The following is a 24,034-nucleotide window of genomic DNA, read 5'->3' on the forward strand; positions in this document are numbered from 1 at the left end:
TGACGGGGATCAGGTTTTCGCGGGGGCGGGGTGCGAGGCCGTCGCCGCCACGGTCTCGAGTTGGCTTCTGATCCAGCGATGCGCGGGGTCCTTCTGATAGCGCTGGTGCCAGACCATGAACATCGGCAACTCAGCCAGGGTTCGCGTGCGCGAGGCCAGCGGAATCCGCACACGCGCGAAGCCGTGCATCACGCCGGGCGCCAGCAGGCTCGGCATGCTCGCCAGCATCTGCGAGCCACGCAGGAAGGACGGCACGCCGGAGAAGCTCGGCACGGAGATCGCGATGTCGCGGTGGAAGCCGTTGGCTGCAAGCCGGCGATCGAAGTCGAGCCGCTCATTGTCAGTGTAGACCACCGTGACGTGACGCGCCGCGAGATAGTCGCCGCGCGTAGCCGGCGCCGCGCGCGCTTTGGGGTCGTAGTAACAAACGTAATGGTCTTGCAGCAGGCGCTTCTGCACGATGTCCACGCCGGATGGCGGCAGCGGCGTGATCAGCAGATCGCAGCGGTTTTCGCGCAGCATCGCCGGCGAGGGCGACTGCGAGGGGATCACGCGCAGGTTCAGGCTCGTCACTTGCGCTGCGACATGATCGAAGAACCGCGGCAGCAGCAGGTCGCGCTGGAAGTCATTGGCGGCGATTGTCAGCGAAAGCTGCGCGCTCGCCGGCTCGAACGTGACACCGCCGGCAAAGCTGCGCATCTCGTCGATCAGCGCTCGCGCCTTTGCCGCGAGCGCCTGGGCGTGCGCCGTAGCGACAATGCCGCGGCCGGATTTGGCAAACAGCGGATCGCCGACGATCCGCCGCAGCTTGTTCAGGGCGTGGCTGACCGCGGATTGCGTCAGGCCGAGCCGCGTTGCGGCCGCCGTCACCGAACCTTCTTCCAACACGGCCAGGAACAGCTCCAGCGCGTGGCCATCGAGCGCCAAATGATCGATTTTATTCATGGAATGCATTATAATCGATCTATTTATCTTGAGAATAGCCGGCGCCATCATCTCCCGATAAGCCGTGCGCCCCAACGGGAGCGCCAGAGGGAGAGACAACGCCGATGCATGCCCAGGCGCCAGCCTTGCGGGAATCCCGCCCCAACCGTCCCGAGCCGTTCACGCCGCCGCTCGGTGACGGCGGCTTCTTCCAGCGCGACCGTTCCATGCATCCGCCGGCGCACGCGCCGGGCTACAAATCCTCGGTGCTGCGCTCGCCGCGCCAGGCGTTGCTGTCGCTTGAGAACTCGGTCTCGGAGATCACGGGGCCGGTGTTCGGGCACAACGATCTCGGCCCGCTCGACAATGATTTGATCCGCAACTACGCCAAGGACGGCGATCCCGTCGGCGAACGCATCATCGTCCACGGCCGCGTGCTGGATGAGACCGGCCGCGGCGTGCCGAACACGCTGGTCGAGTTCTGGCAAGCCAATGCCGGCGGCCGCTACCGGCACAAGAGGGACACGTATCTGGCGCCGATCGATCCGAATTTCGGCGGTTGCGGCCGCGCGCTGACCGACGACAGCGGCTACTATTATTTCCGCACCGTGAAGCCGGGACCCTATCCCTGGCGCAACTACGTCAACAGCTGGCGTCCCGCTCACATCCACTTCTCGGTGTTCGGCTCGGGCTTTGCACAGCGTCTGATCACCCAGATGTACTTTGAGGGCGATCCCCTGATCCCGGTCTGCCCAATCCTGACGACGATCCCGGACAAGGATGCGCTGGAGCGCCTCATCGCGCCGCTCGACCTCAACGCATCGACCCCGTTCGACTCGCTCGCCTACCGCTTCGACATCGTCTTGCGCGGCCAGCGCTCCACTTACTTTGAAAATCGCACCGCAGGGAACTAGGTCCATGCCGCAGCCGCTCAACTACCTCAAGGAAACCGCCTCGCAGACCGCCGGGCCCTACGTCCATATCGGCCTGATGCCGGCGATGGCCGGCTTCGACATCTTCGAGAAGAACTTTTCCAACGTGCTGGTGACGCCGAACACGCAAGGCGAACGCATCACGCTGGAGGGCAAGGTGTTCGACGGCAGCGGCACGCCGCTGCGTGACGTGCTGTTGGAGATCTGGCAGGCGAACGCGGCCGGCCGCTACAACCATCCGGCCGATCGGTCGACCGGCGCGCTCGACGAGGAATTTCGTGGCTGGGGCCGCGCCGGCTCCGACTTCGAGAGCGGGCTGGTGACGTTCGAGACCATCAAGCCCGGGGCCATCACCGACAAGGCGGGCCGCAAATGCGCGCCTTACGTCAACATCTGGATCGTCGCGCGTGGCATCAATATCGGGCTCAACACCCGGGTGTATTTCTCCGATGAAGGAACTGCGAACGCCGCCGACCCCGTGCTCAGCCTGATCGAGCAGCCGGTGCGACGTTCGACGTTGATCGCAAAGCGCAGCGAGCGTGGCGGCAAGATCGTGTATGCTTTCACGATCAATTTGCAGGGGCCGGAGGAGACGATGTTCTTCGACGTCTGAGAGCCGCCGCCCGAAGGTTCACTCCACCTGGTCGCTGCGATCGATCGCTACGCGCGCGTGGAATTGCGGTGACTGACGCATCTCGCGCGATCCCGGCCTATTGGCCGGATCGCGCCCCACTTTTGGTTTCAGTTCTGCCAAATCGATGAATATGTCCGCCTGTCGGCGCAGCTCGTCAGCGACCATTGCCGGCTGAGTGGAGAGTGTGGAGACGACCGTCACGCGGACACCGAGGCGTTGCAGGGCTTCCACCAGCGAACGAAAATTCCCATCGCCCGAGAACAACACGATCTGATCGACGTGCTCGGCGAGCTCCATCGCATTTACGGCGAGGTCGACATCCATGCTGCCCTTCACTTTGCGGCGGCCGGTGATGGCGTCGACGAATTCCTTCGTGAGTTTCGTGACGACGGTGTATCCGTTATAGTCGAGCCAATCGATCAACGGACGGATTGACGAATACTCCTGATCCTCGACGACGGTCGTGTAGTAGAAGGCCCGCAACAGCGCACCTCGGCTTTGGAATTCGCCGAGCAGTCGCCTGTAGTCGATGTCGAAGCCGAGCGCCTTGGAGGTGGCATGGAGATTGGAGCCATCGATAAAGAGTGCGATCTTCTCAATCGAAGACATTATGCACAAATCTCCAGTTGTACGCGAAAGGTGGCCGGTCCAACCGCCGGGGGCGGTGTGTCGGCCGGAAAAACATTGAAGGCACCGATGGCTTGCCGAAAAAGAAGCGCAGACGACCGGACAGGGGCGGCCGTCTTGCGCCCAGGTTAGGGAGGATACAATGCCACCGGCGCCAGGGCGCCGAATGCAGCCAGGCTAAGGCGCGCGCATTCCCTACTCAATTGTACTGAGGTAAAGGGCGCCTATCCAAAGGATAGGGCCCCATATACGAAGGTTAAGTGGCAGCGCTGGCAACAAAGGCCATTGCGGTTCCCAGCGTGGCCTTCGACCACAGGCGCGGCTGATCGATCGGCCGGTGTGTCAGCCTTCATCGCCATGAAGCTGGGCACGAAAGGCCCGCGGTGACACGCCCGTGGCGGCGGCGTAGACCCGGCTGAAATAGGCGGGGTCCTCGAAGCCAAGCGCATAGGCGATCGTCGAGACCGGTAAATTGGTGTAGACGAGATTGCGCCGCGCCTCGCGGATCAGCCGGTTGAGGATCAGGTGCGAGGCGGTGTCGCCGGTTGCTGCCCGGGTCACACGGTTGAGATGGGTCGGCGTGATCGACAGCGCGCCCGCATAACCCGCAACGCTCCAGCGTTCCAGATGATGCTGTTCCAGCAGCGCCTCGAAGCGGCGGAATAGTCCGCTTTCAGCCGTGCCGTTGCCACCGCTCTCGCCGGTGAGCGCGCGGGCCACCAGCCCGATCATGGCCGCCGAAAGTGCACGCAGCACATGCGCTCGGCCGAAATCGCGCGCGGCGTGTTCGGCAAAGATCTGCTTCATGGTGGTCCGAATCTGCGGCGTGCCGCGTATCACGGCCGAGCGCGACAAGGCACCTCGCAGCCCTTCGGAGGCGAGCAGCGCTTCGTCCAATATTTCCGCGGCGATGGTCAGCACCCAGCCCTGGGTATCAGGCACGAAACGGAAGCCGTGGACGTGGCCGACGGGCACGTTGACGATTTGCATCGGCTTCAGCTGCACCACGCGCCCGTCGAGCGTCGCTTCGCCGCCGCCGCGCTCGATCAGCAGCACCTGGTGCAGCCGGGCATGGCGGTGCACGGCGAGCGTCCAATCGTGCAGCACGGAGCGCGACGCTATCGTCTCGCAATGCACGACATCGGGCAGATCACCGGATTCGCCGAACAAATTGTAGACCCGGATTGCCGGGGCGGGGGCTGGGTTTCTCATGTTCGAATAGTACAAGACAAAGACGAAAGCCTCCATCCGTCAGCGGCGCTGAATCTGCAAGAAAGCGCCGAGGAGGACGCAAAAATGAAAGTCCAGGTCTGTATCATCGGCGGCGGGCCGTCCGGGCTGCTGTTGTCCCAGCTCCTGCACCTCAAGGGCATCGACACGGTCGTGCTGGAAAAGTACAGCCGCGACCACGTGCTTGCCCGGATCCGCGCCGGCGTGCTCGAGCACGGCTTCGCCAGGCTGATGCGCGAGGCACAGTGCGGCGAGCGGATGGACCGCGAGGGCGAGATCCACAAGGGATTCGAGATCGCCCATGACGGGGTGCTCTCCCAGATCGACCTCCACAAGCATTCCGGCGGCAATTCGGTGCTGGTCTACGGCCAGACCGAGCTGACGCGCGACCTCTACGAGGCGCGCGATCGCTTTGGCGGCAACGTCGTGCACAATGCCGAGGACGTGACGCCGCATGACCTGACCTCGGACCAGCCGTACGTGACCTATCGTTCGAATGCCGAAACCGTCCGAGTCGATTGCGACTATATCGTCGGCGCTGACGGCTTTCACGGCGTCAGCAGGAAGTCGATCCCGAAGGACGTGCTGCGGGAATACGAGAAGATCTATCCGTTCGGTTGGCTCGGCGTGCTGTCGCGCACGAAACCGGTGTCGCCGGAGCTGATCTATGTGAAGCACGAGCGCGGCTTCGCGCTGTGTTCCTTGCGGTCGCAAGTGCTGAGCCGCTACTACGTCCAGGTGCCGCTCACCGACAAGGTGGAGGACTGGAGCGACGATGCGTTCTGGACCGAGCTGAAGCGCCGTTTGCCGCACGAGGTCGGCGACCGCCTGATCACGGGGTCGTCCATCGAGAAGAGCATCGCGCCGTTGCGCAGCTTCGTCGCCGAGCCGATGAGCTACGGTCGCCTGTTTCTCGCCGGCGATGCCGCCCACATCGTGCCGCCGACCGGCGCGCGCGGGCTGAACAGCGCCGGCTCCGACATCTATTATCTCTACCACGCCATGCTCGCGCATTATCAGAACGGCGATGATTCCGGGCTCCAGGGCTATTCCGCCAAGGCGCTGGCGCGGATCTGGAAGGCGCAACGCTTTTCGTGGTGGATGACGATGCTGCTGCATCGCTTCCCCGACCGTTCCGAGTATGAAGAGAGGCTTCAGCAGACGGAGCTGGAGTATCTGCTGTCGTCCGAGACGGCGCAGCGTCTGCTGGCGGAGAATTACGTGGGGTTGCCGTTCTAGCGGGGAGTGGACCCGAAAAGCGGTGGGACGCTGCGCTACTTTCCTTCTAGGATGTTCACCGGCGTCCAATCCGCCCCCGGTGGATTTGTAGCGAGCGCAGTCGCGCGCTTGCCAAAAAGCGCTGACGCCGGATCCATTTCCGCCATTCGCCCGAACGCATCAGCCGCCTTCGCAAACTCCCTTGCCCGCCAGCACGCCAGCCCTTCCGCATACGCGGCGGCAACCTTCGTCTGCCCGGCACTCTCCGTGCCCTTCTCCGCGAGGGGCTCGAACACCTTGATCGCCTCGCCGCGTCCTATCACTTTGATGGCGTCGAGCTCGCGCCAGGTGAAAGTATTGCCTGTCTGCGCGACAGTCGTTTCTGAAGCCATGATTGCGGTGCCATAATATTTGTTGGCGCCTTCGAGCCGCGAGGCGACGTTCACGGTGTCGCTCATCACGGTGTAGTTGAAGCGGCGGCGGGAGCCGATATTGCCGACGACAGCCTCGCCGCTGTTGAGCCCGATGCGGTGCGACAGGCCGCGGCCGGCGAAAGCGGCGCTGCCGGCGTTGAGCTCCGCCAGCTTTGCGTGACATTTCAGCGCGGCATGGACGGCGTGGCGCGCATGCGCGGGATCGTCGGCGGGCGCGCCGAACATGGCGACAATGGAATCGCCGATATATTTGTCGACATAGCCGCCATGGCTCTCGATGATGTCGGTCATGGCCGACAGATATTCGTTCATCAGCGTCACCAGTTCGCCCGGCGTCATCGTCTCGGCGATGGAGGAGAAGCCACTCAGGTCGGAGAAGAACATGGTGACGTTGCGCATTTCGCCGCCGAGCGCCGGCATCTTGCCGGAGGCAACCATGGTGTCGATCACTTCGGGGGCGAGATAGAACGCAAAGCTCCTGCGCAGGAAACGCTCGTCGCGATCGGCCAGCACGAAACGGTAGCCGATCATCATCGCGAGCGCGGCAAGGCTTGCGAGTGCCGGCTCCGTCAGCGGCAGCGCCAAGGCATGGACGAATGCACCGACAGCCACAGCGGCGTATACCGCGGTGAGGCCGAACCAGGCGATTAGTGCGCCACCCGGTGCGAGCACGCAGGCCGCGCAGGCCACGATCGCTGCGAACACGATCGTGAGAATGCTCCGCAGTGGAAAGCCGAGCTCGGTCACCGCATCGCGTTCGATCAGATTTCGCACCGCGTTGGCATGCACGAAGACACCGGCGATGTCGCTGCGGGCTTTTTGTTCAGTGGTTGCCGGTGCGGGCAGGGCGCATCTTGCGGCCGGCGTTCCGTCATAGCCGCCGGAAAGACGCATCGAGGTGATCTTGCGGTCATCGACATTGAGGATCGTGCCGAGCACCACAATCTTGCCACCGAAGGCGCGGCGGAAGAAGTCGCGGTCGTTCTTCTCGACGCAGGCGTGCAGGTCTGCGAACGAATATGTCGGCACGTCGCGGCCGAGTCCTCGGAAATTGAGCGTTAGCGTGTTCGGCACCGCGCTCGGGATCGTATACCCGGACAAAGCAGTCACGCCAGAAGGCGCGGTCTGCGGTTTTGCGCCGAGCGCGCGGGTGGCGAGTTCGACGGCCATTGCGGGAGCTGGCATGTCGCCGACAGGAAAACTCAGCGGCATTCGCCGGATTACATGGTCGGTGTCGGTATAGACGTTGAGGCCGCGGACGTTATTCCCCACAGCCAATTGCTGTGCGCGGTCCGGATGATCGCTGCTGAGGACCTCGCCCAGCACCAGCTTGCCGTCACTAGAGAGTTTCCGCAAGGCGATGAGATAGTCTCGGTCGAATCCCTTCAATCGCGCGCCAAGCGGCGCATCGCCAAAGGGAATCTCCGACCGCTCGATCGAGCTCGGAAAGATGACATCGAAACCGATCACCTTGGCGCCGCCGTCGGCAATGCTGCCGAGCACCCGGCCGATCTCGCGCGTCCAGGTCAGCGTCGGCGACCCCTGGAACGGCGGAGTGTCGTAGGTCTCGCCGTCGATGGCCACGACGACGACCGGTGATGTCGCGGGATCGCGGTGGTCGCCGACGAGCTTGCCGCGCAGTGCCGTGAGGATGTCGAGCGACAGGCCCTGCAGCGTCTGGAACGGCGGAGACGTGACGACGGCGCCTGCAAGAAGCGCAATCAGGATCGCTGCAACGATGTCCCGTCTGCCGATCCGCCGCATCGCCCCGTCGCTAGCTGCCTATTCGAGCCGCAGCAGGCGTCCCACGATCGGCGTCGGCGACGACGTGGCGCTGGGATCGACCTGGAAGGCGTAACGCTTGGTGCCGAGGATGGCGAGATAGCTGCCGCCCGGCGTCAGCGACTTCCCGGCCTTGGCGAAGTCATAGAACTTGCCTCCGACCATGGTCTCGCTCTTGAGCGGCACGCTGATCGTGGGCTCCTTGCCATCGGTGCGCTCGATCACCAGGGTGCTGCCGCTCTTGGCCTGCACCAACGGCGCGACACCGTAGAGCGTCGGCAGCTTGGCCGGAGCGCTGCCCTTGGCGTCCGACCGCATGGTGCGGAAGGTCGTCGCGGCACTCTGGTTCGCCTCGCGCTCCGACAGTTTTGCCGCGTTGGTATCGCAGGGGACCTTTTCCCGCTTGACCTCGCCGAGTTGCACGGTGCTCTGCTCGGTGCCGACCATGACGACGCCTTCGCTGATGGTCTCGCGCTGGCACGATTTGAGATAGCTGAGCGTAATGGTTGCCTTGGGCCCCAGCTTGATGATCTTGCCCGGCACCACATAATCCATGAACGCGACACCGTCGACCTTGCCTTGCACGTCCTCGACGATGGCGGTCGGGCTCTCCGCCAAAGCCGGAGCAGCAAGACAGCATGTGCCGACAACAGCGCCGATCAGGCTTTTCATGGCAATTCTCATCCAGTTCGACCAATATTTGCCGGTCCCCATCCAGGCCCGATGCTTAGCAGCGAAACGCCAAGGCAAGTGTGACCGGAATCACTCTTTGATATTGGTGCACTCTATCAGGAAGAGGTTCAAGCCGGCGACCCGAGAAGACAGTGCGCCGGCAAGCTGGATGGATAATTTCATTCGGCTGGGACGGCCTCAACCGGGTGGCTCTCCGCTGCACTCTCCATATCTATGATGGGCGCGAGCGTAGCCTCGGTCTTCTGATACGGCGTCGCCTGCTGAGCGGCGGCGATCTCGACCACTTCCTCCCAGCGTGACAGGCTAGCTGTCACGAGCTGGCTGGAGTTGATAGCGGTTATATGCGTGCTGCCAAACGAGGTCGGCACGCCGATCGTTTTTAGCGCGGTATGCAACGAGGGTCCAGCTCCAGCTTTCTTGCCCGCCGCACGGGAAGCGTGCGCCCGCGTCGCTGCGCCTCGGCGTCAAATTGACGGGTTGATTTTGCAGGGCGTTAACCGTGGCAGAATGCTCCCCGCGCGGGTCATTGTCGCGCCCCAGAGTTGGTTGCAAATACGTTGGAGTTTTACGGTGGATGTTTTCATGCTGAGAGACGGCAAATATGCGGCCTGGTTCAGGACCCCGCGCGGTCAGGGCACGGGCGTCGTGCATCTGGCGGAGGGACGAATCTCCGGCAGCGACAGCTTCTTCACGTATGGAGGCTCTTACCGAATCGACGAGCAGCGTTTCACGGCGGTTCTGACCACGCGGCGACATGCCGAGGGGCCGCCGACCGTGTTCGGGCTCGACGAAGTCGAGGTCAAGCTCTCGGGCGTGTGCAGCGGCGCGATGGCGACCTGTTCCGGAACGGCCGAGCAGGCGCCCGATGTGACCTTCGAGGCGACGCTCATCTACAGCCAAGACGAGGTGCCGGCCGTTGACGCCCGAGGTGCGGTCGTGAAGCTCAACGCCGACAAGCTGCCCAAGGGGCTCGACGGCCGTTCGCGATCGCGCCATCCGTTTGCGCCGGGATCGCTCGGCTCAGAACGGAATAGACCATAAGGCCACGTCTTATCCCGCCTGATCGACTTCGAGGATGTTGTCAGGGCTGCTTAAGCGGATGAGCCCTCTGGTGCCAGGCCCAGGCGGTGCGGATTACAGTCGGCAGATCCGAATATCGCGGCACGAAATTCAGCGCTTTTCGCGCTGCGGAGGGATCGGCGACCAGATAGGTGGGATCGCCGGCGCGGCGCGGTTTGACGGTGTGGGGCACCTCGCGCCCGGTCTCCTGCCTGATGGCGGTCAGGATCTCCCGTACCGAAAAGCCGGAGCCGGTGCCTAGATTGAAGCTGCCGCCGGCATGCCCTTGTTCCAGCAGCTTCAGCGCCGCGACATGCGCTGCGGCGAGGTCGGTGACGTGGATGTAGTCGCGGATCGCGGTGCCATCGGGCGTGTCGTAGTCCTGACCGAACACGGCAAAATCGACATGGCCCTGTAATGCCATCATGGCGCGCGGAATGAGATGGGTTTCATTGTCACGCAATTCGCCGATGCCGCCGGCAGGATCGGCGCCGCTGGCATTGAAATAGCGCAGGCAGAACGCGCCGAAGCCGTAAGCGGCGCGGTAATCGGCGAGCATGCGCTCGATCATCCACTTCGATGCGCCATAGGGGTTGATCGGCGCGCAGGGGAAGTCTTCCGGCAGTTCCTTGGAATCGGCATTGCCGTAGACGGCGCCGGTCGAGGAGAACACGATACGATGGCAGCCCGCATTGCGCATCGCCTGCAATAGCGACAGCGTGCCCTGCACATTGTTGATGTAGTACTTTTGCGGGTCGGTCATGGACTCGCCGACGAGACTCGCCGCCGCGAAATGCATGACCGCCGTGATTTTGTGCTCGGCGAAGGCGCGCGCCAGCGTGGCGCCGTCGAGCAGATCGCCTGTTACCAGCGGGCCGGCGACGAAGCCGCGATGACCTGTCGACAGATTGTCATAAACGACGGGCTGATAGCCGGCGGCGGTCAGGGCGCGACAGGCATGCGAGCCGATATAGCCCGCGCCTCCCGTAACGAGGACAGTCGGTCGGTCGGTCATGTCTGCTTACCTCGAGGTGAAATCAACGATCATCTATGCGTCCGCGGCCAGCACCAAATCGGCACCCGGCACGAGCACCGCAAGCGTCAGCCATGCGGGACGTTTGCGGAAGGCGAGGACATGCCGCGTGGCGCCACGGGACACGACATCAATCAAGGAGAGGGCTTCCGAAGTGACCTGTCCCAATGCGATTGCCTCAGTTCAATAGTTGATCGATCTGGTGAGCATAGATTGATCTTCGCTGTATGCAACCCACCGGCGGCTCGGCACGATCGTCCTTCTTCGTTTAGCTCGCATTGACCCTATCGCTGCGAAACGGTGGGCGCGCGCATCGCGGCAACCGAAGCTTTAAGCACCAAAATTAAGCTGATGCCGAGTAAAGGAGTGACTGAAACATGGCACAGATCTGGATGACCTATGACGAACTCGCCGAGCTTAGCGGCTGCACGTCTGCCGAGGCACGAATGCGGGCCATCCATTTGTCACTTGACCGCCGCAAAAGCCGCGACGGCGCAACCCGCGTCAAGCTCGATCTGGCGCTGACGGCCAAATATTTCGCCTCTGTCCGGGACGCCGATTTTGATCTGGACGGTGCCATCGAGGCGCTCCAGGCCACCCATCGGCAGATGGCAGAACTCCTGACGCCGAACCAGTTCCTGGGCCAGCGCCGCTCGGCTTAGCTCCCGCGCGCAATCGGTCAGGCTCCGGGTGTGGGAGCCGAGATTCTCGCGATAGTTGTTCCGAATCAGGCATAAATCTCCATCCGGAATTTTCATTGCTGGCCGGGGTTTAACCGCAGCGGGCCGTAGAGCCTGCAGGAGGATGCCATGAGGAACGACAGCGATCGAGGCTACGCGACACTGTTGGGAGCGGCGATGCTGGGTGCGCTGATCATCATGACAGCCGCAACGGCAAATGCAGAGCTCGTGAAGTTGCAGGCCGATTTAAAAGGCAGCAATGAAGTGCCTCCGAACAACTCGCCTGGAACAGGCAAGGCCGAGGCGACTTACGATACGGAGGCGAAAACCCTGACCTACACAGTCAGCTTCGCCGGCTTGACCGGGCCAGCCATGGGGGCACATTTCCACGGCCCGGTGGAGCCCGGCAAGAACGCCGGCATCGTGCTGCCGTTCAAGACGGTCCAAAGCCCGATTCAGGGGAGCGCAACGCTCACCGAAGCTCAGGCTGCGGACCTGCTGGCTGGGAAATGGTATGCCAACATTCATACGGCCGCGAACCCGGGCGGTGAACTACGCGGACAAATGATAAAATAAGGACGGTCACTTCCCATGCAGACGTGCAGGCCATGCATCTGCTCAGGAGGGCGGCCTCGGTAAGAAGGCCAGGATTGTTTGAGCGAGGAGGACCCCGACGGTCCCGCCTGCTGCCTTTTGCAGCACGTCCAGGAAACCCGGATCACGATCGGGCGTCATTGCTTGCAGGATTTCCAGCCCCATTGCGACCGCCACGACAAGCGAGCATGCGAGGGTGAGCCGACCGGGCAACAGGAAGGACAAGAGAAATCCCAGCAACCCGTAGGCGCTGAAGCGCTCGATCACGACGACCCAATAAGCGTCGTGATGGCCAATAAGCACGGGTCTCCCCGCCAGTCTCGCAAGCGTGGCATAGACGATGAGCGCGAAGCAGACGCCTGCGGCTGCGATAAGGTGGTTGCGGCGCATTGAACGACCATAGCCGGACCGGAGCCAGGCCGCGTTGAAAGATGAGAGTATCGTTAAGGCTGATTGAGCAAGGGGCGCGGCGCGGCGCGTTTGCCGTCCCGGGTTAACGGCTCAATCCTTTCAGGCCACCAACGCCGCGTCGGTCGGCAATTTAGCGCTCTGCGCCAAGCAGCGTGACTCGACCAACTCGTTGAATCGAGGGAAGGGCAGTGGGGCGGAGACCAGATAGCCCTGCCCCTCCTCTACGCCGGATGAAATAAGCGCCCGGACCTGCTCCTCCGTCTCGATGCCTTCCGCGACCACCGTCATTTGGAGGTCCTTCGCAAGTGCGACCAGCATCTCCACGATCGTGGCAGTCGATGCGTCCACGGTGATCGTGTCGACGAAAAATTTGTCGATCTTGATTGTATTGGCGCCCAGGCCCTTGAGCCGGGATAGCCCGCTATGACCGACGCCGACGTCATCGATGGCGACGCGAAACCCGTAGTCCCGCAATTCGCTGACTACGGCTGCGGCGCGTGCGAGGTCGTCGAGCTCGTCGCGCTCGGTCACCTCGATGACGATCTGGCGCGCGGAGACTTGCGCCGCCATGACCGTGCGGCGGAGCGTTTCAATGAAGCCCGCACTCAAGAGATGCTTTGGTACGACGTTGAGGGAGAGCTTAAAATCCTTGTTCGCTTTCAACAGCGGCTGCAGATCCGACAGCGCTGATCGCAGGATCTGCCAGGTCATGACCTGGATGCGGCCGCTGGATTCCGCGAGCGGGATGAAGTTCATCGGAGGCACGACCGATCCGTCTTTGAGGAGCCACCGAGCCAACACCTCGCAGCCTTTGATCCGACCGGTCTTGAGCTCGAAGATGGGCTGGTAGTACGGCTTGAATTCGTTCGCGGCCAGCCCGCGGTCGAGATCGGCGACGGGCCCTTCCATGCGGCGGCTCCGCGCGAAAAGCCCGCCGAAAAGGGCGCCGATTGCAAATGCTACGGCCAGCGTCGGCCAGTAAGCCTCGTTGTTCCACGTCGAGAGGATGCCGCGTTCGAGGCGAATGGTCGCATGGAGTGGGAATCGAGCTGAATTTTTGTCGAGATCGATCGGGGCCTGCAAGGCTTTGTCGGGATCGAGCAGGAATTCGCCAAGTTTCTCGCCGTTGCTCAACGCGAGGATCACTTCGCTGTGGGCGCGCAACTCGGCGGGCATGATGTCGAACAGGCTGGCGTTGACGCCAAGAATGGCGACCAATGCGGCATTGCCGTTGATGTCTTTGAGCACGCCCAGAGCATCCCCGCCGAATTGCTCAACACGGAAGAGCGAAAGGTTCTTGTCGTGCGAGGGAAGCATATCGCGGCGGTCGATCCATCCCTTGTCGAATTCCAGCGTTTCGGAATAGGCCGAACAGATCACCGAGCCATCTGGGTTGACGAGGCGCACATCCTTGATTGCGGAACGTTGGTAGACGTGGAGCCGGATCGCCTGCAGCGTCGCGGGCCCACAATCGGCAAGATCGCGCCGCGCGAGTTCGCCCAGGCTCGCGCCGGCAAAGTCGACCGCAAATTCGGCGCGACGCAGAACCACCTCGGTCAATTCGTCGAGCTGGTGGGCCTGCTGGTACCGAATGAACGAAGTTGCCGCAAAGTGGCCAGCCACGCCGAACGCGGCCGTGCTCGCGAGCACGAACGCCGCAAATACGAAAGTCGGTCGCTGCAATCTCATTCGGCCCGGCGGAACAGAGGGAAGCGTCGGCCGATCCTAATCAGGACGCGCTAAGATAGGGTTTAATGCGCGGGCGAGGCATGTGGAACCGGCCTTTGGGGGTGGGCAGGCGAGGGACCCGTCTGCCCCCGGACCGGGGGACCCTATCGAAAATGCTACTTAACCTTCCGCTCCCAAGTTCTGGCGGCCCATTCGATGGCGGAGGGAAGCGGGTGCGGGATTGTAGGGCGCGATGGAAGCCTGCCGAGGGCTGCCACCATGCTGTGGCCGGGTGGCTCGCAAGCGCAAGACCACGAAGGCGATATTGATAGCCAACCAGACCAGAATGACGGAAATGGCAAGATGGGCCACGGCCAGACCTCGCGACGAAGTTGGAGTCAACGCGAGCGCGCTGGTTCGGTTCCCTGGCGAACCGGGCTAGAGCGCATCTATTTCATGTAGCCGGAGTCTAGCCTTCGGGGCGGACGGCGACCTCACCTTGCCTTGAGGTCCTTGCTCTACTCCGATCAGCAACACGACGCATTCGTTCTTCGTCAGAACCGGCGATCGCGCGCCCGCGGCCATCATGACGTCGTTGGCGGAACGCCGCCGCACGCTCGCTTAGGCCTTTTTTCTCGCCTTCGTTTTCAACGAAAGACCAAGGCGCAGGGCCATGCGCTTGATCGCATCGGGCGATCGTCCGAGCTGTTTCGCCGCCTCCTCCAATGAAGCCGAAGACTTAGCCAACTCCATCAGCCGGCGGTCTTCCTTGAACGACCAGGGCTTGCGCGCCATAACCGAAATCATCCTCTCGTCGCGACAAGGACAAAGCCGCCAAGCGGACCCATGTCGCTCGACGGCTTTGCTTGGGTGGGGCCGAGCTTGGGGGAGCCCGGTGAGACGATGGGATAAGTGATTAGTGAGAATTCGCAACAAACAACGCGGATTAAGCTAACCGCTCAACCTTAACGCGTCTAATCCGGCTTTGTCGCTCCGTACTATCACGGAGGTGTCAATGCTGATCAGCGGCGGCCGTTACCGCGCTTTGAATGGCTGGAAGCCGAATTGTCGGGCGCCGGTTCTGAAGGCTGCATGGACTGCGTGAACCCCGATTAACATCCGGCCGGATCCAACTTCAATCAGTGAGACGTTTTGTCATTCCCCGGCCCGCGGCTGTCCGGCAACGACCAAACTTCAATCAGCTCCTTGCACAAATTTCGTCATCGGCTGGCAACACTTTCAGCGGTGCCGATCTTGAAGTCGTCACAACGACAAGATGAAATGCAATGGGAGGAACGCGCCGAAAAAATGGGACGTTCAAATGTTGGCAATTGTGATTTTGGGTTCGATCTTCGCGGGCGGTTTTGCTTGCGGCTATGGTGCGAGGGCGTGGCGCTCACGCAAGCGATCGGCAAGATATCGTCTCTATGCGCCCTATACTCCCGCAACAGGGGCGGGACGAAGTCGGTCGCCCTCCTAATGATGGTATTTCGCGCCTGGCCTGTTTGCCGAGCGATCTCTGTAGCATTATCGAAATAACCATGTGCGGTTAGGTTAACTTGTCGCAATTCTTGAGAGCCTAGCCAATGCCACCTAGAACATCTCGATTCACGGCGGAAGCTTAGCCGCCCCGATTTTTCCGGGGCCCCGCGTTAGGGTAGGCGTAAATGACGTATCTGATTGCATTGCTAGGCGCGATAATTTGCATCGTTATTTTGATGGTTTTCGTTCGCGCCTATGATCGACACCTGAAAGATCTTCCAGGTCCTTGGATCATGGACGAGGCTCATTCGAATGACTGAAAGGCACAACGCGCCCCGCAGGTATTTCGTTGATGCGCAAGGGAAGCGGGTGCTGATAGGGCTGTCGCTTCCGGAAACGGCGGAGTTCGAAGCGCTGGACATCACATCGGGAGAGACGGTTCAAATCGGTCCGGGCGATGGGGCCGCCGCGGCGCACGAAGCTCGATGGCTTGAGCTTTATTCGAAACACGAAGGAGCCTGGCGGGCGTGGATCGTACAAAGCCAGGCGGAGCAGCCACAAGATTCAAGCTTTGTTAACTATGTCTGACCGATGTTAGCGGTCCAAATCTCGAACGTGGGATGGCCCAAATGTTTCAGCTGTTCCTGAGAGCGCGCGCACACAATTTTCTCAGCTCCCGCCGTGAGGACAAAGGCTTCAAGGCCCGTACCATCGAGCGCGATGCGGAGACGGACCGCGTTCGAATCGATGCCGTCATGGTCGCGATCGATACGGCATTGCGCGATGCGGAGAGGGAGCAGGTCGGCCTCGGACGACGTGTTGATGACGCACTCGCGCGTGCATCCGTCACCTTCGGAAACGGCACCGATGAATATCTCGAACGGGAGCCGATCGACAGTCATCATCAAGATCTCTTTGCCGCCGACATCTCCAACGGCCAGCGGCGGCTCAAGGAATTGGCAAACACCATCGCTCATCTGAGGTTTATCAGGACCGCGATGCTCACGCGCTTTCCGAACCTGAAGCCGCCGCAGCTCAATAGCTAGGATCGAGGGTTTGGCTCGGCACCCTTCCGTCTGCTAAACGCAGCAGGTTTGGGCACGATGGATATCTCGGTCCGAAAAGCATAATCTCTCGCTGAACAGCTTTGCCACGGGACAATTCGGGCGCCGCTTTGCCGTTTGGCTCTTCTGCCGGTTTTGATATGGTCCCGTCCAGCGTTCTCGGACGGATTGAAGGAGCGAGCCAGGTGATCTCCAGAAATTTGCAAAGGTCTATGGGATTGGCATTTGTTTTGGCTATTGGCGCGCCAGTAACGGCGTCGGCCGTCACTGTAGAAGTAGCGCGTGCATGCGACGCAGCTTTGGCCAAGGCCTTTCCTCCAAAGCAAATCGGCAATCCCGCTGCCGGCAGCGCAGGGACAGCCAAGGAGCGGCGCGATTATTTCAGCAAATGCGTCACGAACAACGGCAAGGTCGATGATGCGCCCGCGGATGCGCCTAAAGACGCCAAGGCCAAGAAATAAACGGAACGCGTCGCGCCACTTTAGCGTCGCGGCGGGCAGGGGGAGTAGAATGCGCCGTTCGTTGCATTGATGCGTTCGACGCATTGGTTGGGATCAGTCGGCATCCCGGCCACCGTGAAGTCATAGCCCATACCTTTGACGACCACGACGTAGCGACCCGGCGAAAGCGTAAAGCCGTCCTGCTCCGGCTGCAGCGATAGCATTCTCGGCTGATCCTCGACCGGACCTACTTTGTAAGGGAAGGACATGCTGCGGATGACCCAGGTGTCGCCGGCAGAGACCATGGCCGCTTTCCCGGTTGCATCGACGCCCATCGCTCGGGAGACTTTTGCGACTACTCGAACCTCGGTCCCGGTTGTATCGACACCACCGTCGGGCCTGAAAACAATGAAGCTGACATCTCCGCTTGTCAGGGTCGTCGCGCTCGGTGTGGTGATTGCTGCTGAGATCGCGACACGACGATCCGGAATCTTCCCGGGGACCGGCTTGAGCTCCTGGAGCTGGCCCTGGCTCAGGGCGTAGACGCCGAAGGTCGTTGGCAACGGCATCGAGGGTTGCGCAGGCGTCACCGGCTCCTTCGGTTGATCCGGTGTCCGTTCGACGCTCTCACCGCTCGATGGAGTCACAGCCCCGGTGGGGTGAGGCTCGGGGCTTGTGGAGGTGCGCTTGGACAGCGTCGCGGACTGCCACAATGCGAGGGATTGTGTCCTCAACCGCGGCCAATAAGTAACCGCCGCGCTGGCACCGGCAATGACGACCAGGATGGCGGCTAATCGGATGAGGGAGTTGAGGATGCCGCTTCGCCGAGATTGGTCGGGCGGGCTTGGCGGTGCGACAGAACCGCGCCCTGTTTCCGCAGGCTTCGGGACGGGCGGCGAGGGCGGAACGGGCGCCGGATGCGGAACGGGCTGAGGAGCCGGGGGACTGGGTGGCGACTGATGCGAAGCGACGTCTATCGCCAACTCCGGCGCTTTGGACAGCGCGTCGCGCTCGCTACGGTCAAATGAAAGCTCAACCTCCCGGATGGCGCGCTCAAGCACTTGCTGGAGCTCGCGGGACTCCCGTGCGTCGCCATGCGTTAATTGTTCCAGAAGCTTGATGCGAGCCAGCTCGTATACGATTTCGCGGATCTGCCGGGGGTCGCTGGATATGTCGCGAATCCGCCCGGACAGGAGACGCACAAACCCGGCCTTGATCGCGTGCGTATTTGGCGCGCCGGCGGCGGTGTCGCTGGGGTCGGTCATCAAGGCCGATCAAGTAACCCGGAACAGGCTGTTTCGCTAGGCTTTTCCGCGTCAAAATCCTATCTCGGCGAAAGCCGCTCTGATCGCCAGCCTTGCAAGAGCCCATGTCGAACAGCTTCGGGGGCTTGCTTTTGGGCAGAAAGCTGTGACAGTTCGATGAGCTCCTCTTTCCGGTATTTTGATCATGCGCGACGGTTTCATAGCACTCACGTTTGTGGCTCTCCTGGTGCAACCTTCTTTTGCACAAGGGACCAAGGACAAAGCCAATTTGACGAGCACCAGTATCGTGACCACCCCTACGAAGAAAACCCAAACGGCCCAGAGCGCCTCACGACCCACAGCCACCCGAAACCTGGCGCCGGGCAAGCTGCCGAGCGGGATGGCGGCTCAGGGGGTCTGGAGAGACGGCAAGTTGATCGCCGTGCCTCGGCAATGACGACCCAAGCAACCGTGAAGGAACGGTGATCGCCTCCCGATGTTCTCGCTTGGGAGACATCTTATGAAACGATTAGTCCTGACCGCGTTTACGCTTCTTGTGACGGCAAGCACGTGGGCCCTCAGCGCTCGGGCCCAGGGGGTCAATGATCCATCGACCCCCGATCGAAATGTAATTATCGTCAATCCCTCGCAGCCCGCGCCGAGCACGGCTACGCGGAATATTCCGAGCCAGATTCAGCCGCCTCTGGTCAGTGGAGGGCGCGCGCGCCCCTATTACGGCAACAGAACGCGGACTAGTGGGTCGAGCAGGCGTTAGTCTGGCTACTGTGCGTTGGGTGTCATTCCGCCGCCGGCGGGGAAGTTGCTGGATTTGAGCGCCATCCCACTGACGCGAAAGCGGACATTTCCTGCCAGATACAGATAGTCCGACGTCGTGCTGCTGACGGTCCGCACCTCGACATAGGTCAGTGTGATCGAACCACGCTTGGGGTTACCTGGGTGATGTCGACAAACCGAGCTCCCGGGAAAAGCTTCTGGTCCAGGCCATAGAAGATCTTTTCCCGCTCTGACCACAGCACGAAGTGACCCCCGGTCTTTTGATCGACGGCTTCGTATTGCGTATGGATCACTTGCGGGTATTCGATCTGGCCTGCTGTCGCAAAGTGAGTGCCTAAAAAGATCACCAGAACCAGGAAAGTAATGTTGCGGACCACTGGTCAATATCCTCGCGAGCTAAAGCACGAAGCTTGCCCGCGATTTGGCTTTCGTGCAATCGGCAAACGTATAGATTGAAGGGAATGGACGAGAAGTTTCCGGCGGTTGCTCGTTCTTCTCGCTCTGCCCTGGAGTTACAGCGTGCCAACCGCGCGACCTCACACCTTTCTAGCTCATGCCAGGCGGCTTGGGCAGCTGGCCGGAGTGGTCCTGACCGTTGCCGGTGCAATCGGCTTCGGTCTCGCCAGTCCGCCCTCGTGTTTTGCGCAGACCGAACCGGAGCCCTCGGTCAGCGACTATCTTCCACCAAGCGAGCCGGAAGTCAGCCGTGACGAGTGGCGTCAGCGCATCGAAGATGCGCGGCGACGAGCCAAGGAGCTCTCGCGCGAGCGGCGGGACCATCCAGAGCTCTATAAACCGGTCCCGGAGGATCCGGACCTTGTCGCGACCGAACGCCTCCTCAACGACGACAGCCTGCAGCGCGGCGACATCGTCTCGACCAAGAAGGGCATGTTCGTCTACCAGGGGCGACCGGATCAACCGCGCCGTGAGCGGGATTTCGTGCCGATCGCACCAAAAGCGACGCGCTGAAAAATTGACTGCAAGCCAGCAGGCTAACTCGCGCTCGAACTTCAGTACCGCCGCAAAATCTGATTGAACTTGGGATCGGTCCCCTGCGTGGTCTCCAGAAGCAGCGACTTGCCTTGCGGCGTGGCCTGCAGGTAGGCAGCGATCAGGAGCTGCTCGTAGCGAGAGCGGTTGGCAAGCGCCGCGCGGACGTCCGATTGCGCCAGCAGCTTGATCTCTTCGTCGGCTGCTGCCGCGTTCGATGTGACGGTTTGGAGCCGTGCGAAGGCGACGGCGATCGGCACCGCGCCGGCCAGGTAAGACATTTTCACTGCAGGCGTCGCCAGCTCACCCGCCTGCGTCTTCAGCGTGCCGAGCGTCAGCCAAAGCGCGGGCCGGATGGGCGATACTTTCAGAGCCGCAACAACGGCATCCTGGGCAGCCTTGTTCTCGGCGGCCCTGCTGTTCACATCGGCTGCAGGACGGTGAAGAAAATCCGCGGCTTTGGCCGCCGCATAATTCGCCAGCAAGTCGCCGTCGAATGAAAGGGGCGCCAGAACGCCCGAAGCGGCTACGTTGACCTTCTCGGGCGGAAACTCGCCCAAGAACAAATCGCTCGCCCGAAAGTTCGACCGCGTGAGATCGCCGTAAAACCCCAATGCTGCGTAAAGCAGCAACATCACTGCGATGCAGGCGCCAATGATGCGAAGCAAGGTCATGCGGCTCATGATGAATTTCGATGCCCGTGTGGAAGGGCGCAGGAGTTGGCCAGCAACTCTGCAAAAGTCCTAAATTGCGAGCAGACTATCGCCCTGGATCGTGAGCAAGGTCAAGTTGCCGGTCGCGTAAGCGCCGGTGTCGATATTGATCCGGTTTGAGCGGATATCCGGGACGCTGACCGGGGTATGGCCGTGGACGATATATTTGCCGAAGCGTCTTTCGGACTCGAGGAATTCCTCGCGGATCCAGAGCAGATCCTCCTCCTTCTGACGTTCCAGGGCTACGCCCGGCTTGACGCCGGCGTGCACAAAGAAGAAGTCGCCACACGCGAAGGACGGGCGGAGCTGCTGAAGAAACGAAAGATGCTCCCGCGGAAGCGCCTGCCTCAACCCTTCGATCAATTCAATCTGCTGCTCCGGCGTCGGATTCATCGTCGGGTTGATGCCGTATGAAACAAGGGTCAGCAGGCCTCCGTAGCGACGCCATTCCTCCAGGCGCGCCGGGTCCTTGAGGACCTCGAGCAGGAACACCTCGTGATTGCCCTTGAGGCACACTGTCTCATGCGACTTCGAGCGCTCGATCAGGAGATCAATCACAGCGCGCGAGTCCGGGCCCCTGTCGACGTAGTCGCCAAGAAAGACCTGAATCGCTCGTTCGGGAGCGGAGCGGGCAAGGTCGGCGTCGATGACAGTTAAGAGCGACTGAAGCAGGTCGGCGCGTCCATGCACATCGCCGATGGCATAGATCCTCACGCCGTCGGGGAGCCGCGGCTTGACGTTCTTACGAAAACGCTTGGAAAGGCCCATCAGCTGGTCGAATCGGGTCTGGCGTCATGAATGGAGGGCATGGTCGCTCATAGCAGAACAAGTTACGCATCGGTATTCTTAATTGTTTCTGACGGAGTCGCAGCGGTTTTGATTAAAGGATCGCTCGGCTTTTGAGCCGGATTTCAAGACGTGTCCCGTAGCGTTTCCCCAACAAGAAATGGGGAGCGCGACATGCGCAAGACTTTAAAGTTCCTGGCGATTGCCGCCGCTCTGTTGGCTGGGGCGGCTCAACACAAGGCCGAGGCCGCCTTTGTCGGTGCGCCGTCGGCGTTGCGCGGCGCCATCCAGTACATCAAGTTCGACCAGCCGACCCTGGCGCCGATGGCTTTCACGCTCTTTTGCCTGAAGTACGAGGGCGAGTGTAAGCCGCGACCGCAGCAAATCGTGTTCAGGGGCGGACGTCTCAAGCTCACGGCCGAGCGCATGGCCCAGCTTCAGGAGGTCAATCGGCGGGTCAACAGCGCGATCCGACCCGAGCCTAATTTGGAGGGGCTGCGCGGCGAGAAGTGGCTGCTGCATCCCACCAGCGGCGACTGCAACGACTACGCCGTGACAAAACGCCACGATCTGATTGCCAAGGGCTTCCCGGCGCGATCGGTGTTGCTCAGCGAGGTCGTGACGACCTGGGGTGAGCATCATCTTGTGGTCGTGGTGCGCACGTTCGCCGGCGATCTCGTGCTGGATAACCTCACCGGGCACATCCTGCCCTGGTCGAAAAAGTCCTATCGGTGGGTCCGCATCCAAATGCCCAAGAACCCGACCTACTGGGCGTCACTGGCTGATCGCGACGTCTAACGACGAACGACTAATGACCCGTGCCGCGTGGGGACTGGGTGATGCTTTGGGACAAGCCGAGTCCCATGATCGTTGACAGGCAAAGGATTGCTGCCGGATGCAGCAGTCCTGAACCAGCGAAGCCCTCAACCAGCGCGAAGACAAGGCAGGCCGCGGCCGCCGCAGGGAAGAACGAGTCGCGGCCGCGCTGCAAAGCCCCCAAAAACAAGCGGCCCAAAGCCAACATGCCCGCCAGCAGCGCGGCGGAAAAACCGATCCATCCGGTATCCGCGAAGATGGCAAAAGCCGTCGAGGGCGCCATCAAAGCCGCGCCGGAATCGCTTTGGTAGATCCTGCCAACGGCAGAAAAGGTGCCTGCCCCCGCACCGAACCACCTGGTGTCGGCCAACATTCGCTCCAGCGCGGCTCTGGTTTCGGCCCCCACCTCCGCGACGAGCCGCAAAAGAATCGGCCCTGCATTCTTTTCGAACAAGAAGCTCAGGACAATGATCGCTCCGACCAGCGCGGCTAAGGACAGCGCGCCTGCGGCCAACGGGGATAGGTCGATCCTTCGAATGACAAGGATCAGCAACATCAACACGAGGCCAAAGGCCGCGGCGATCGCGCTGTTCGTCCCCGACAAGCCAAAAACCGCGACCGCGCTGGCCAGAGCGCCCACAAGGCCGCAAAGGCCGATGGCGACCGACCGAACGACCGAGTGGCGCGTTTCGGCCCGCTCGGCGGCCAGCTGCATGACGGCTATATTAAGCATGACGCCAAGACCGGCCATCGTTGTCGCCAGGTCGGAAGGAACGGCGGTTGCAAGGGCGGATGAGAACGGACGCAAATCCAAGGTCAGAGCCGACACCGCTGTTACCCCGCTCAGCACGAACAGCACCAGTTCGGCACGGCTGCGGTCACGGACCACGACGATGGTCACGCTGAGCAACGAGATCGCTGCGAGGGCTTGAAACAGCGCATTCAGGGTGAGGCCGAGATCCGCCGTCACTGGCCCAAGCGACAGGCCAGCCAGAGCATCGTGGCTGCTCGCCCAGATCGGATGCGCCCAACTCAGCCACAGCGGCACCAGCTGAGCCGCGATACAAAGGGGAATGCCGATCAGGATCCAACGGCCCCAGACCGTGGCACGCAGATAGTGCTCGTAGTCGGCCTTTCGTGCGCTGAAGACCGCTGCAAATAGCCCCAGGGCCGTAGCCGTCATCCCGAGCTGTACGCCGAATTTGGCGCCGGCAATGTCGAGAGCGGATGCAGAAACAAGGCAAACGATGAGGGCAAAATAAGCGAAGGACAAACGTGCGCCTGGAAGGAATCCTGAAAGGGTCAGGCCACCATACAAGCCGGAGGCAAGTTTTCAAACAGAGCTCTGCAGCCAACGCAGGTCCCAACCCCAACCCAACCCCACATTAAGGCAGCGTCGCGTGCGGGGGATCAGACGGACTCTTGATGCGCCAAAGAGGTCAGCGGGCGGTCTTGAGCGGACGGGCAAACACGCGGGCGGCACGACCGGCGGCGAGAGCAAAGCGGGCGGCCGAGCCGAAGAGATAGCCGGCCTGGAGCGCGATAGCCGCGAACGCCACGCCCTTCAGGCCGTCAAGGAAGCCCAGATTGGCCATCCAGCCGACCGGGATCGCGGCGAGCAGCATGACGAATGTCAGCGGCAGGAGCACCAGGACGCGAAAGCGTTGGCCCAGAACTGCGCCCACGAGAAAGCTGAAGATCAAAAGCTCGGTCATCCGAAACACTCCGTGCTCCGGACCTTAGGTTCCCCACCCTAAAAAGACCCTTAAGTCGTATGGCTAAATT

At 61.7% G+C, this 24,034-nt stretch carries 28 protein-coding genes; 11 read left to right on the forward strand and 17 right to left on the reverse strand.

Features of this window, described 5'->3' with window-relative positions; all coding sequences use genetic code 11:
• Positions 1-9 precede the first annotated feature (9 nt).
• Complete coding sequence (locus tag ACIPUD_RS29635; protein WP_446482032.1) at positions 10-954, reverse strand: LysR family transcriptional regulator; 945 nt, start codon at positions 952-954, stop codon at positions 10-12.
• A 95-nt stretch (positions 955-1,049) separates the two neighbouring features.
• On the opposite strand from ACIPUD_RS29635, the gene pcaH reads away from it, so the two are divergent.
• Both pcaH and pcaG read left to right on the forward strand, forming a co-directional pair.
• Positions 1,050-1,838, forward strand: coding sequence for a protocatechuate 3,4-dioxygenase subunit beta (gene pcaH, locus ACIPUD_RS29640; RefSeq protein ID WP_039799636.1), 789 nt, complete (start codon positions 1,050-1,052; stop codon positions 1,836-1,838).
• A 4-nt stretch (positions 1,839-1,842) separates the two neighbouring features.
• Positions 1,843-2,469, forward strand: a complete 627-nt coding sequence (gene pcaG, locus ACIPUD_RS29645) for a protocatechuate 3,4-dioxygenase subunit alpha (protein WP_377827884.1) — start codon at positions 1,843-1,845, stop codon at positions 2,467-2,469.
• Positions 2,470-2,487: 18 nt separating this feature from the next.
• Here pcaG and ACIPUD_RS29650 read toward each other — a convergent pair whose 3' ends face one another.
• The gene (locus tag ACIPUD_RS29650; RefSeq protein ID WP_018456136.1) at positions 2,488-3,099 is read right to left on the reverse strand and encodes a LabA-like NYN domain-containing protein; all 612 of its coding nucleotides are present in this window, start codon (positions 3,097-3,099) and stop codon (positions 2,488-2,490) included.
• A gap of 360 nt (positions 3,100-3,459) precedes the next feature.
• A complete protein-coding gene (locus ACIPUD_RS29655; protein WP_446482033.1) occupies positions 3,460-4,365 on the reverse strand; it encodes a helix-turn-helix domain-containing protein in 906 nt (301 codons plus the stop codon).
• A gap of 48 nt (positions 4,366-4,413) precedes the next feature.
• Here ACIPUD_RS29655 and pobA point away from each other — a divergent pair, with 48 nt between their 5' ends.
• Complete coding sequence (pobA, locus tag ACIPUD_RS29660; protein ID WP_018456134.1) at positions 4,414-5,586, forward strand: 4-hydroxybenzoate 3-monooxygenase; 1,173 nt, start codon at positions 4,414-4,416, stop codon at positions 5,584-5,586.
• Between the two features lie 35 nt (positions 5,587-5,621).
• On the opposite strand, the gene ACIPUD_RS29665 is transcribed toward pobA, so the two are convergent.
• From ACIPUD_RS29665 to ACIPUD_RS29675, 3 genes are all read right to left on the reverse strand, one after another.
• Positions 5,622-7,763 (reverse strand): CHASE2 domain-containing protein, encoded by a 2,142-nt coding sequence (locus ACIPUD_RS29665; protein WP_446482034.1) that lies wholly within the window; start codon positions 7,761-7,763, stop codon positions 5,622-5,624.
• Between the two features lie 18 nt (positions 7,764-7,781).
• Positions 7,782-8,453: a hypothetical protein gene (locus ACIPUD_RS29670; RefSeq protein WP_085384366.1), complete on the reverse strand. Its 672-nt coding sequence runs from the start codon at positions 8,451-8,453 to the stop codon at positions 7,782-7,784.
• Between the two features lie 179 nt (positions 8,454-8,632).
• Positions 8,633-8,869, reverse strand: a complete 237-nt coding sequence (locus tag ACIPUD_RS29675) for a hypothetical protein (protein WP_446482035.1) — start codon at positions 8,867-8,869, stop codon at positions 8,633-8,635.
• 187 nt (positions 8,870-9,056) lie between these two features.
• Here ACIPUD_RS29675 and ACIPUD_RS29680 point away from each other — a divergent pair, with 187 nt between their 5' ends.
• Positions 9,057-9,515, forward strand: a complete 459-nt coding sequence (locus ACIPUD_RS29680) for a hypothetical protein (protein ID WP_085359789.1) — start codon at positions 9,057-9,059, stop codon at positions 9,513-9,515.
• A gap of 40 nt (positions 9,516-9,555) precedes the next feature.
• Here ACIPUD_RS29680 and galE read toward each other — a convergent pair whose 3' ends face one another.
• Both galE and ACIPUD_RS29690 read right to left on the reverse strand, forming a co-directional pair.
• A complete protein-coding gene (galE, locus tag ACIPUD_RS29685) occupies positions 9,556-10,548 on the reverse strand; it encodes a UDP-glucose 4-epimerase GalE (RefSeq protein ID WP_018456129.1) in 993 nt (330 codons plus the stop codon).
• Between the two features lie 33 nt (positions 10,549-10,581).
• Positions 10,582-10,704, reverse strand: coding sequence for a hypothetical protein (locus ACIPUD_RS29690; protein WP_256474595.1), 123 nt, complete (start codon positions 10,702-10,704; stop codon positions 10,582-10,584).
• A 239-nt stretch (positions 10,705-10,943) separates the two neighbouring features.
• Between ACIPUD_RS29690 and ACIPUD_RS29695 the strand changes: the two genes are divergently transcribed.
• Both ACIPUD_RS29695 and ACIPUD_RS29700 read left to right on the forward strand, forming a co-directional pair.
• The gene (locus ACIPUD_RS29695; protein ID WP_247475214.1) at positions 10,944-11,228 is read left to right on the forward strand and encodes a hypothetical protein; all 285 of its coding nucleotides are present in this window, start codon (positions 10,944-10,946) and stop codon (positions 11,226-11,228) included.
• Positions 11,229-11,375: 147 nt separating this feature from the next.
• Entirely contained in the window at positions 11,376-11,822 is a 447-nt protein-coding gene (locus tag ACIPUD_RS29700) for a CHRD domain-containing protein (RefSeq protein WP_085359795.1), read from the forward strand.
• A 42-nt stretch (positions 11,823-11,864) separates the two neighbouring features.
• Here ACIPUD_RS29700 and ACIPUD_RS29705 read toward each other — a convergent pair whose 3' ends face one another.
• The 3 genes from ACIPUD_RS29705 to ACIPUD_RS29715 all read right to left on the reverse strand — a co-directional run bounded on the left by ACIPUD_RS29705 (position 11,865) and on the right by ACIPUD_RS29715 (position 14,714).
• Positions 11,865-12,230, reverse strand: a complete 366-nt coding sequence (locus ACIPUD_RS29705; RefSeq protein WP_204513754.1) for a VanZ family protein — start codon at positions 12,228-12,230, stop codon at positions 11,865-11,867.
• A 120-nt stretch (positions 12,231-12,350) separates the two neighbouring features.
• Entirely contained in the window at positions 12,351-13,940 is a 1,590-nt protein-coding gene (locus ACIPUD_RS29710) for an EAL domain-containing protein (protein ID WP_317245025.1), read from the reverse strand.
• Between the two features lie 600 nt (positions 13,941-14,540).
• Positions 14,541-14,714 (reverse strand): hypothetical protein, encoded by a 174-nt coding sequence (locus tag ACIPUD_RS29715; protein WP_162847250.1) that lies wholly within the window; start codon positions 14,712-14,714, stop codon positions 14,541-14,543.
• A gap of 999 nt (positions 14,715-15,713) precedes the next feature.
• Between ACIPUD_RS29715 and ACIPUD_RS29720 the strand changes: the two genes are divergently transcribed.
• The 3 genes from ACIPUD_RS29720 (at position 15,714) to ACIPUD_RS29730 (ending at position 16,926) form a co-directional block, all read left to right on the forward strand.
• Complete coding sequence (locus ACIPUD_RS29720; RefSeq protein WP_018456121.1) at positions 15,714-15,989, forward strand: hypothetical protein; 276 nt, start codon at positions 15,714-15,716, stop codon at positions 15,987-15,989.
• Between the two features lie 41 nt (positions 15,990-16,030).
• Positions 16,031-16,447, forward strand: a complete 417-nt coding sequence (locus tag ACIPUD_RS29725) for a hypothetical protein (protein ID WP_018456120.1) — start codon at positions 16,031-16,033, stop codon at positions 16,445-16,447.
• Between the two features lie 203 nt (positions 16,448-16,650).
• The gene (locus ACIPUD_RS29730; protein ID WP_083926416.1) at positions 16,651-16,926 is read left to right on the forward strand and encodes a hypothetical protein; all 276 of its coding nucleotides are present in this window, start codon (positions 16,651-16,653) and stop codon (positions 16,924-16,926) included.
• 20 nt (positions 16,927-16,946) lie between these two features.
• Here the strand turns inward: ACIPUD_RS29730 and ACIPUD_RS29735 are convergent, their stop codons facing one another.
• Positions 16,947-18,170, reverse strand: a complete 1,224-nt coding sequence (locus ACIPUD_RS29735) for a hypothetical protein (protein WP_446482036.1) — start codon at positions 18,168-18,170, stop codon at positions 16,947-16,949.
• A gap of 902 nt (positions 18,171-19,072) precedes the next feature.
• Entirely contained in the window at positions 19,073-19,321 is a 249-nt protein-coding gene (locus tag ACIPUD_RS29740; RefSeq protein WP_446482037.1) for a hypothetical protein, read from the reverse strand.
• Between the two features lie 142 nt (positions 19,322-19,463).
• On the opposite strand from ACIPUD_RS29740, the gene ACIPUD_RS29745 reads away from it, so the two are divergent.
• Entirely contained in the window at positions 19,464-19,913 is a 450-nt protein-coding gene (locus ACIPUD_RS29745) for a hypothetical protein (RefSeq protein WP_446482038.1), read from the forward strand.
• 41 nt (positions 19,914-19,954) lie between these two features.
• On the opposite strand, the gene ACIPUD_RS29750 is transcribed toward ACIPUD_RS29745, so the two are convergent.
• Together ACIPUD_RS29750 and ACIPUD_RS29755 are read right to left on the reverse strand one after the other, a co-directional pair.
• Complete coding sequence (locus tag ACIPUD_RS29750; RefSeq protein WP_231188850.1) at positions 19,955-20,494, reverse strand: hypothetical protein; 540 nt, start codon at positions 20,492-20,494, stop codon at positions 19,955-19,957.
• A gap of 183 nt (positions 20,495-20,677) precedes the next feature.
• A complete protein-coding gene (locus tag ACIPUD_RS29755; RefSeq protein ID WP_085359805.1) occupies positions 20,678-21,415 on the reverse strand; it encodes a metallophosphoesterase family protein in 738 nt (245 codons plus the stop codon).
• A gap of 192 nt (positions 21,416-21,607) precedes the next feature.
• Between ACIPUD_RS29755 and ACIPUD_RS29760 the strand changes: the two genes are divergently transcribed.
• Complete coding sequence (locus tag ACIPUD_RS29760) at positions 21,608-22,231, forward strand: transglutaminase-like cysteine peptidase (protein WP_085359807.1); 624 nt, start codon at positions 21,608-21,610, stop codon at positions 22,229-22,231.
• A 10-nt stretch (positions 22,232-22,241) separates the two neighbouring features.
• On the opposite strand, the gene ACIPUD_RS29765 is transcribed toward ACIPUD_RS29760, so the two are convergent.
• Both ACIPUD_RS29765 and ACIPUD_RS29770 read right to left on the reverse strand, forming a co-directional pair.
• Positions 22,242-23,522, reverse strand: coding sequence for a hypothetical protein (locus ACIPUD_RS29765; protein ID WP_085359809.1), 1,281 nt, complete (start codon positions 23,520-23,522; stop codon positions 22,242-22,244).
• A gap of 166 nt (positions 23,523-23,688) precedes the next feature.
• Positions 23,689-23,964, reverse strand: a complete 276-nt coding sequence (locus ACIPUD_RS29770) for a hypothetical protein (protein WP_085359811.1) — start codon at positions 23,962-23,964, stop codon at positions 23,689-23,691.
• Positions 23,965-24,034 lie beyond the last annotated feature (70 nt).

Source organism: Bradyrhizobium sp. CAR08, assembly GCF_052871955.1.

Coding starts and splice junctions, on each gene's coding strand:
- ACIPUD_RS29655 (WP_446482033.1), bottom strand. CDS start 4,365: ATGGAGGCTTTCGTCTTTGTCTTGTACTATTCGAACATGAGAAACCCA.
- ACIPUD_RS29720 (WP_018456121.1), top strand. CDS start 15,714: ATGACTGAAAGGCACAACGCGCCCCGCAGGTATTTCGTTGATGCGCAA.
- ACIPUD_RS29770 (WP_085359811.1), bottom strand. CDS start 23,964: ATGACCGAGCTTTTGATCTTCAGCTTTCTCGTGGGCGCAGTTCTGGGC.
- galE (WP_018456129.1), bottom strand. CDS start 10,548: ATGACCGACCGACCGACTGTCCTCGTTACGGGAGGCGCGGGCTATATC.
- ACIPUD_RS29665 (WP_446482034.1), bottom strand. CDS start 7,763: ATGCGGCGGATCGGCAGACGGGACATCGTTGCAGCGATCCTGATTGCG.
- ACIPUD_RS29650 (WP_018456136.1), bottom strand. CDS start 3,099: ATGTCTTCGATTGAGAAGATCGCACTCTTTATCGATGGCTCCAATCTC.
- ACIPUD_RS29680 (WP_085359789.1), top strand. CDS start 9,057: ATGCTGAGAGACGGCAAATATGCGGCCTGGTTCAGGACCCCGCGCGGT.
- ACIPUD_RS29670 (WP_085384366.1), bottom strand. CDS start 8,453: ATGAAAAGCCTGATCGGCGCTGTTGTCGGCACATGCTGTCTTGCTGCT.
- ACIPUD_RS29760 (WP_085359807.1), top strand. CDS start 21,608: ATGCGCAAGACTTTAAAGTTCCTGGCGATTGCCGCCGCTCTGTTGGCT.
- ACIPUD_RS29635 (WP_446482032.1), bottom strand. CDS start 954: ATGCATTCCATGAATAAAATCGATCATTTGGCGCTCGATGGCCACGCG.
- pcaH (WP_039799636.1), top strand. CDS start 1,050: ATGCATGCCCAGGCGCCAGCCTTGCGGGAATCCCGCCCCAACCGTCCC.
- ACIPUD_RS29735 (WP_446482036.1), bottom strand. CDS start 18,170: ATGACCGACCCCAGCGACACCGCCGCCGGCGCGCCAAATACGCACGCG.
- pcaG (WP_377827884.1), top strand. CDS start 1,843: ATGCCGCAGCCGCTCAACTACCTCAAGGAAACCGCCTCGCAGACCGCC.
- ACIPUD_RS29695 (WP_247475214.1), top strand. CDS start 10,944: ATGGCACAGATCTGGATGACCTATGACGAACTCGCCGAGCTTAGCGGC.
- ACIPUD_RS29715 (WP_162847250.1), bottom strand. CDS start 14,714: ATGGCGCGCAAGCCCTGGTCGTTCAAGGAAGACCGCCGGCTGATGGAG.
- ACIPUD_RS29700 (WP_085359795.1), top strand. CDS start 11,376: ATGAGGAACGACAGCGATCGAGGCTACGCGACACTGTTGGGAGCGGCG.
- ACIPUD_RS29755 (WP_085359805.1), bottom strand. CDS start 21,415: ATGGGCCTTTCCAAGCGTTTTCGTAAGAACGTCAAGCCGCGGCTCCCC.
- pobA (WP_018456134.1), top strand. CDS start 4,414: ATGAAAGTCCAGGTCTGTATCATCGGCGGCGGGCCGTCCGGGCTGCTG.
- ACIPUD_RS29705 (WP_204513754.1), bottom strand. CDS start 12,230: ATGCGCCGCAACCACCTTATCGCAGCCGCAGGCGTCTGCTTCGCGCTC.
- ACIPUD_RS29725 (WP_018456120.1), top strand. CDS start 16,031: ATGTTTCAGCTGTTCCTGAGAGCGCGCGCACACAATTTTCTCAGCTCC.
- ACIPUD_RS29710 (WP_317245025.1), bottom strand. CDS start 13,940: ATGAGATTGCAGCGACCGACTTTCGTATTTGCGGCGTTCGTGCTCGCG.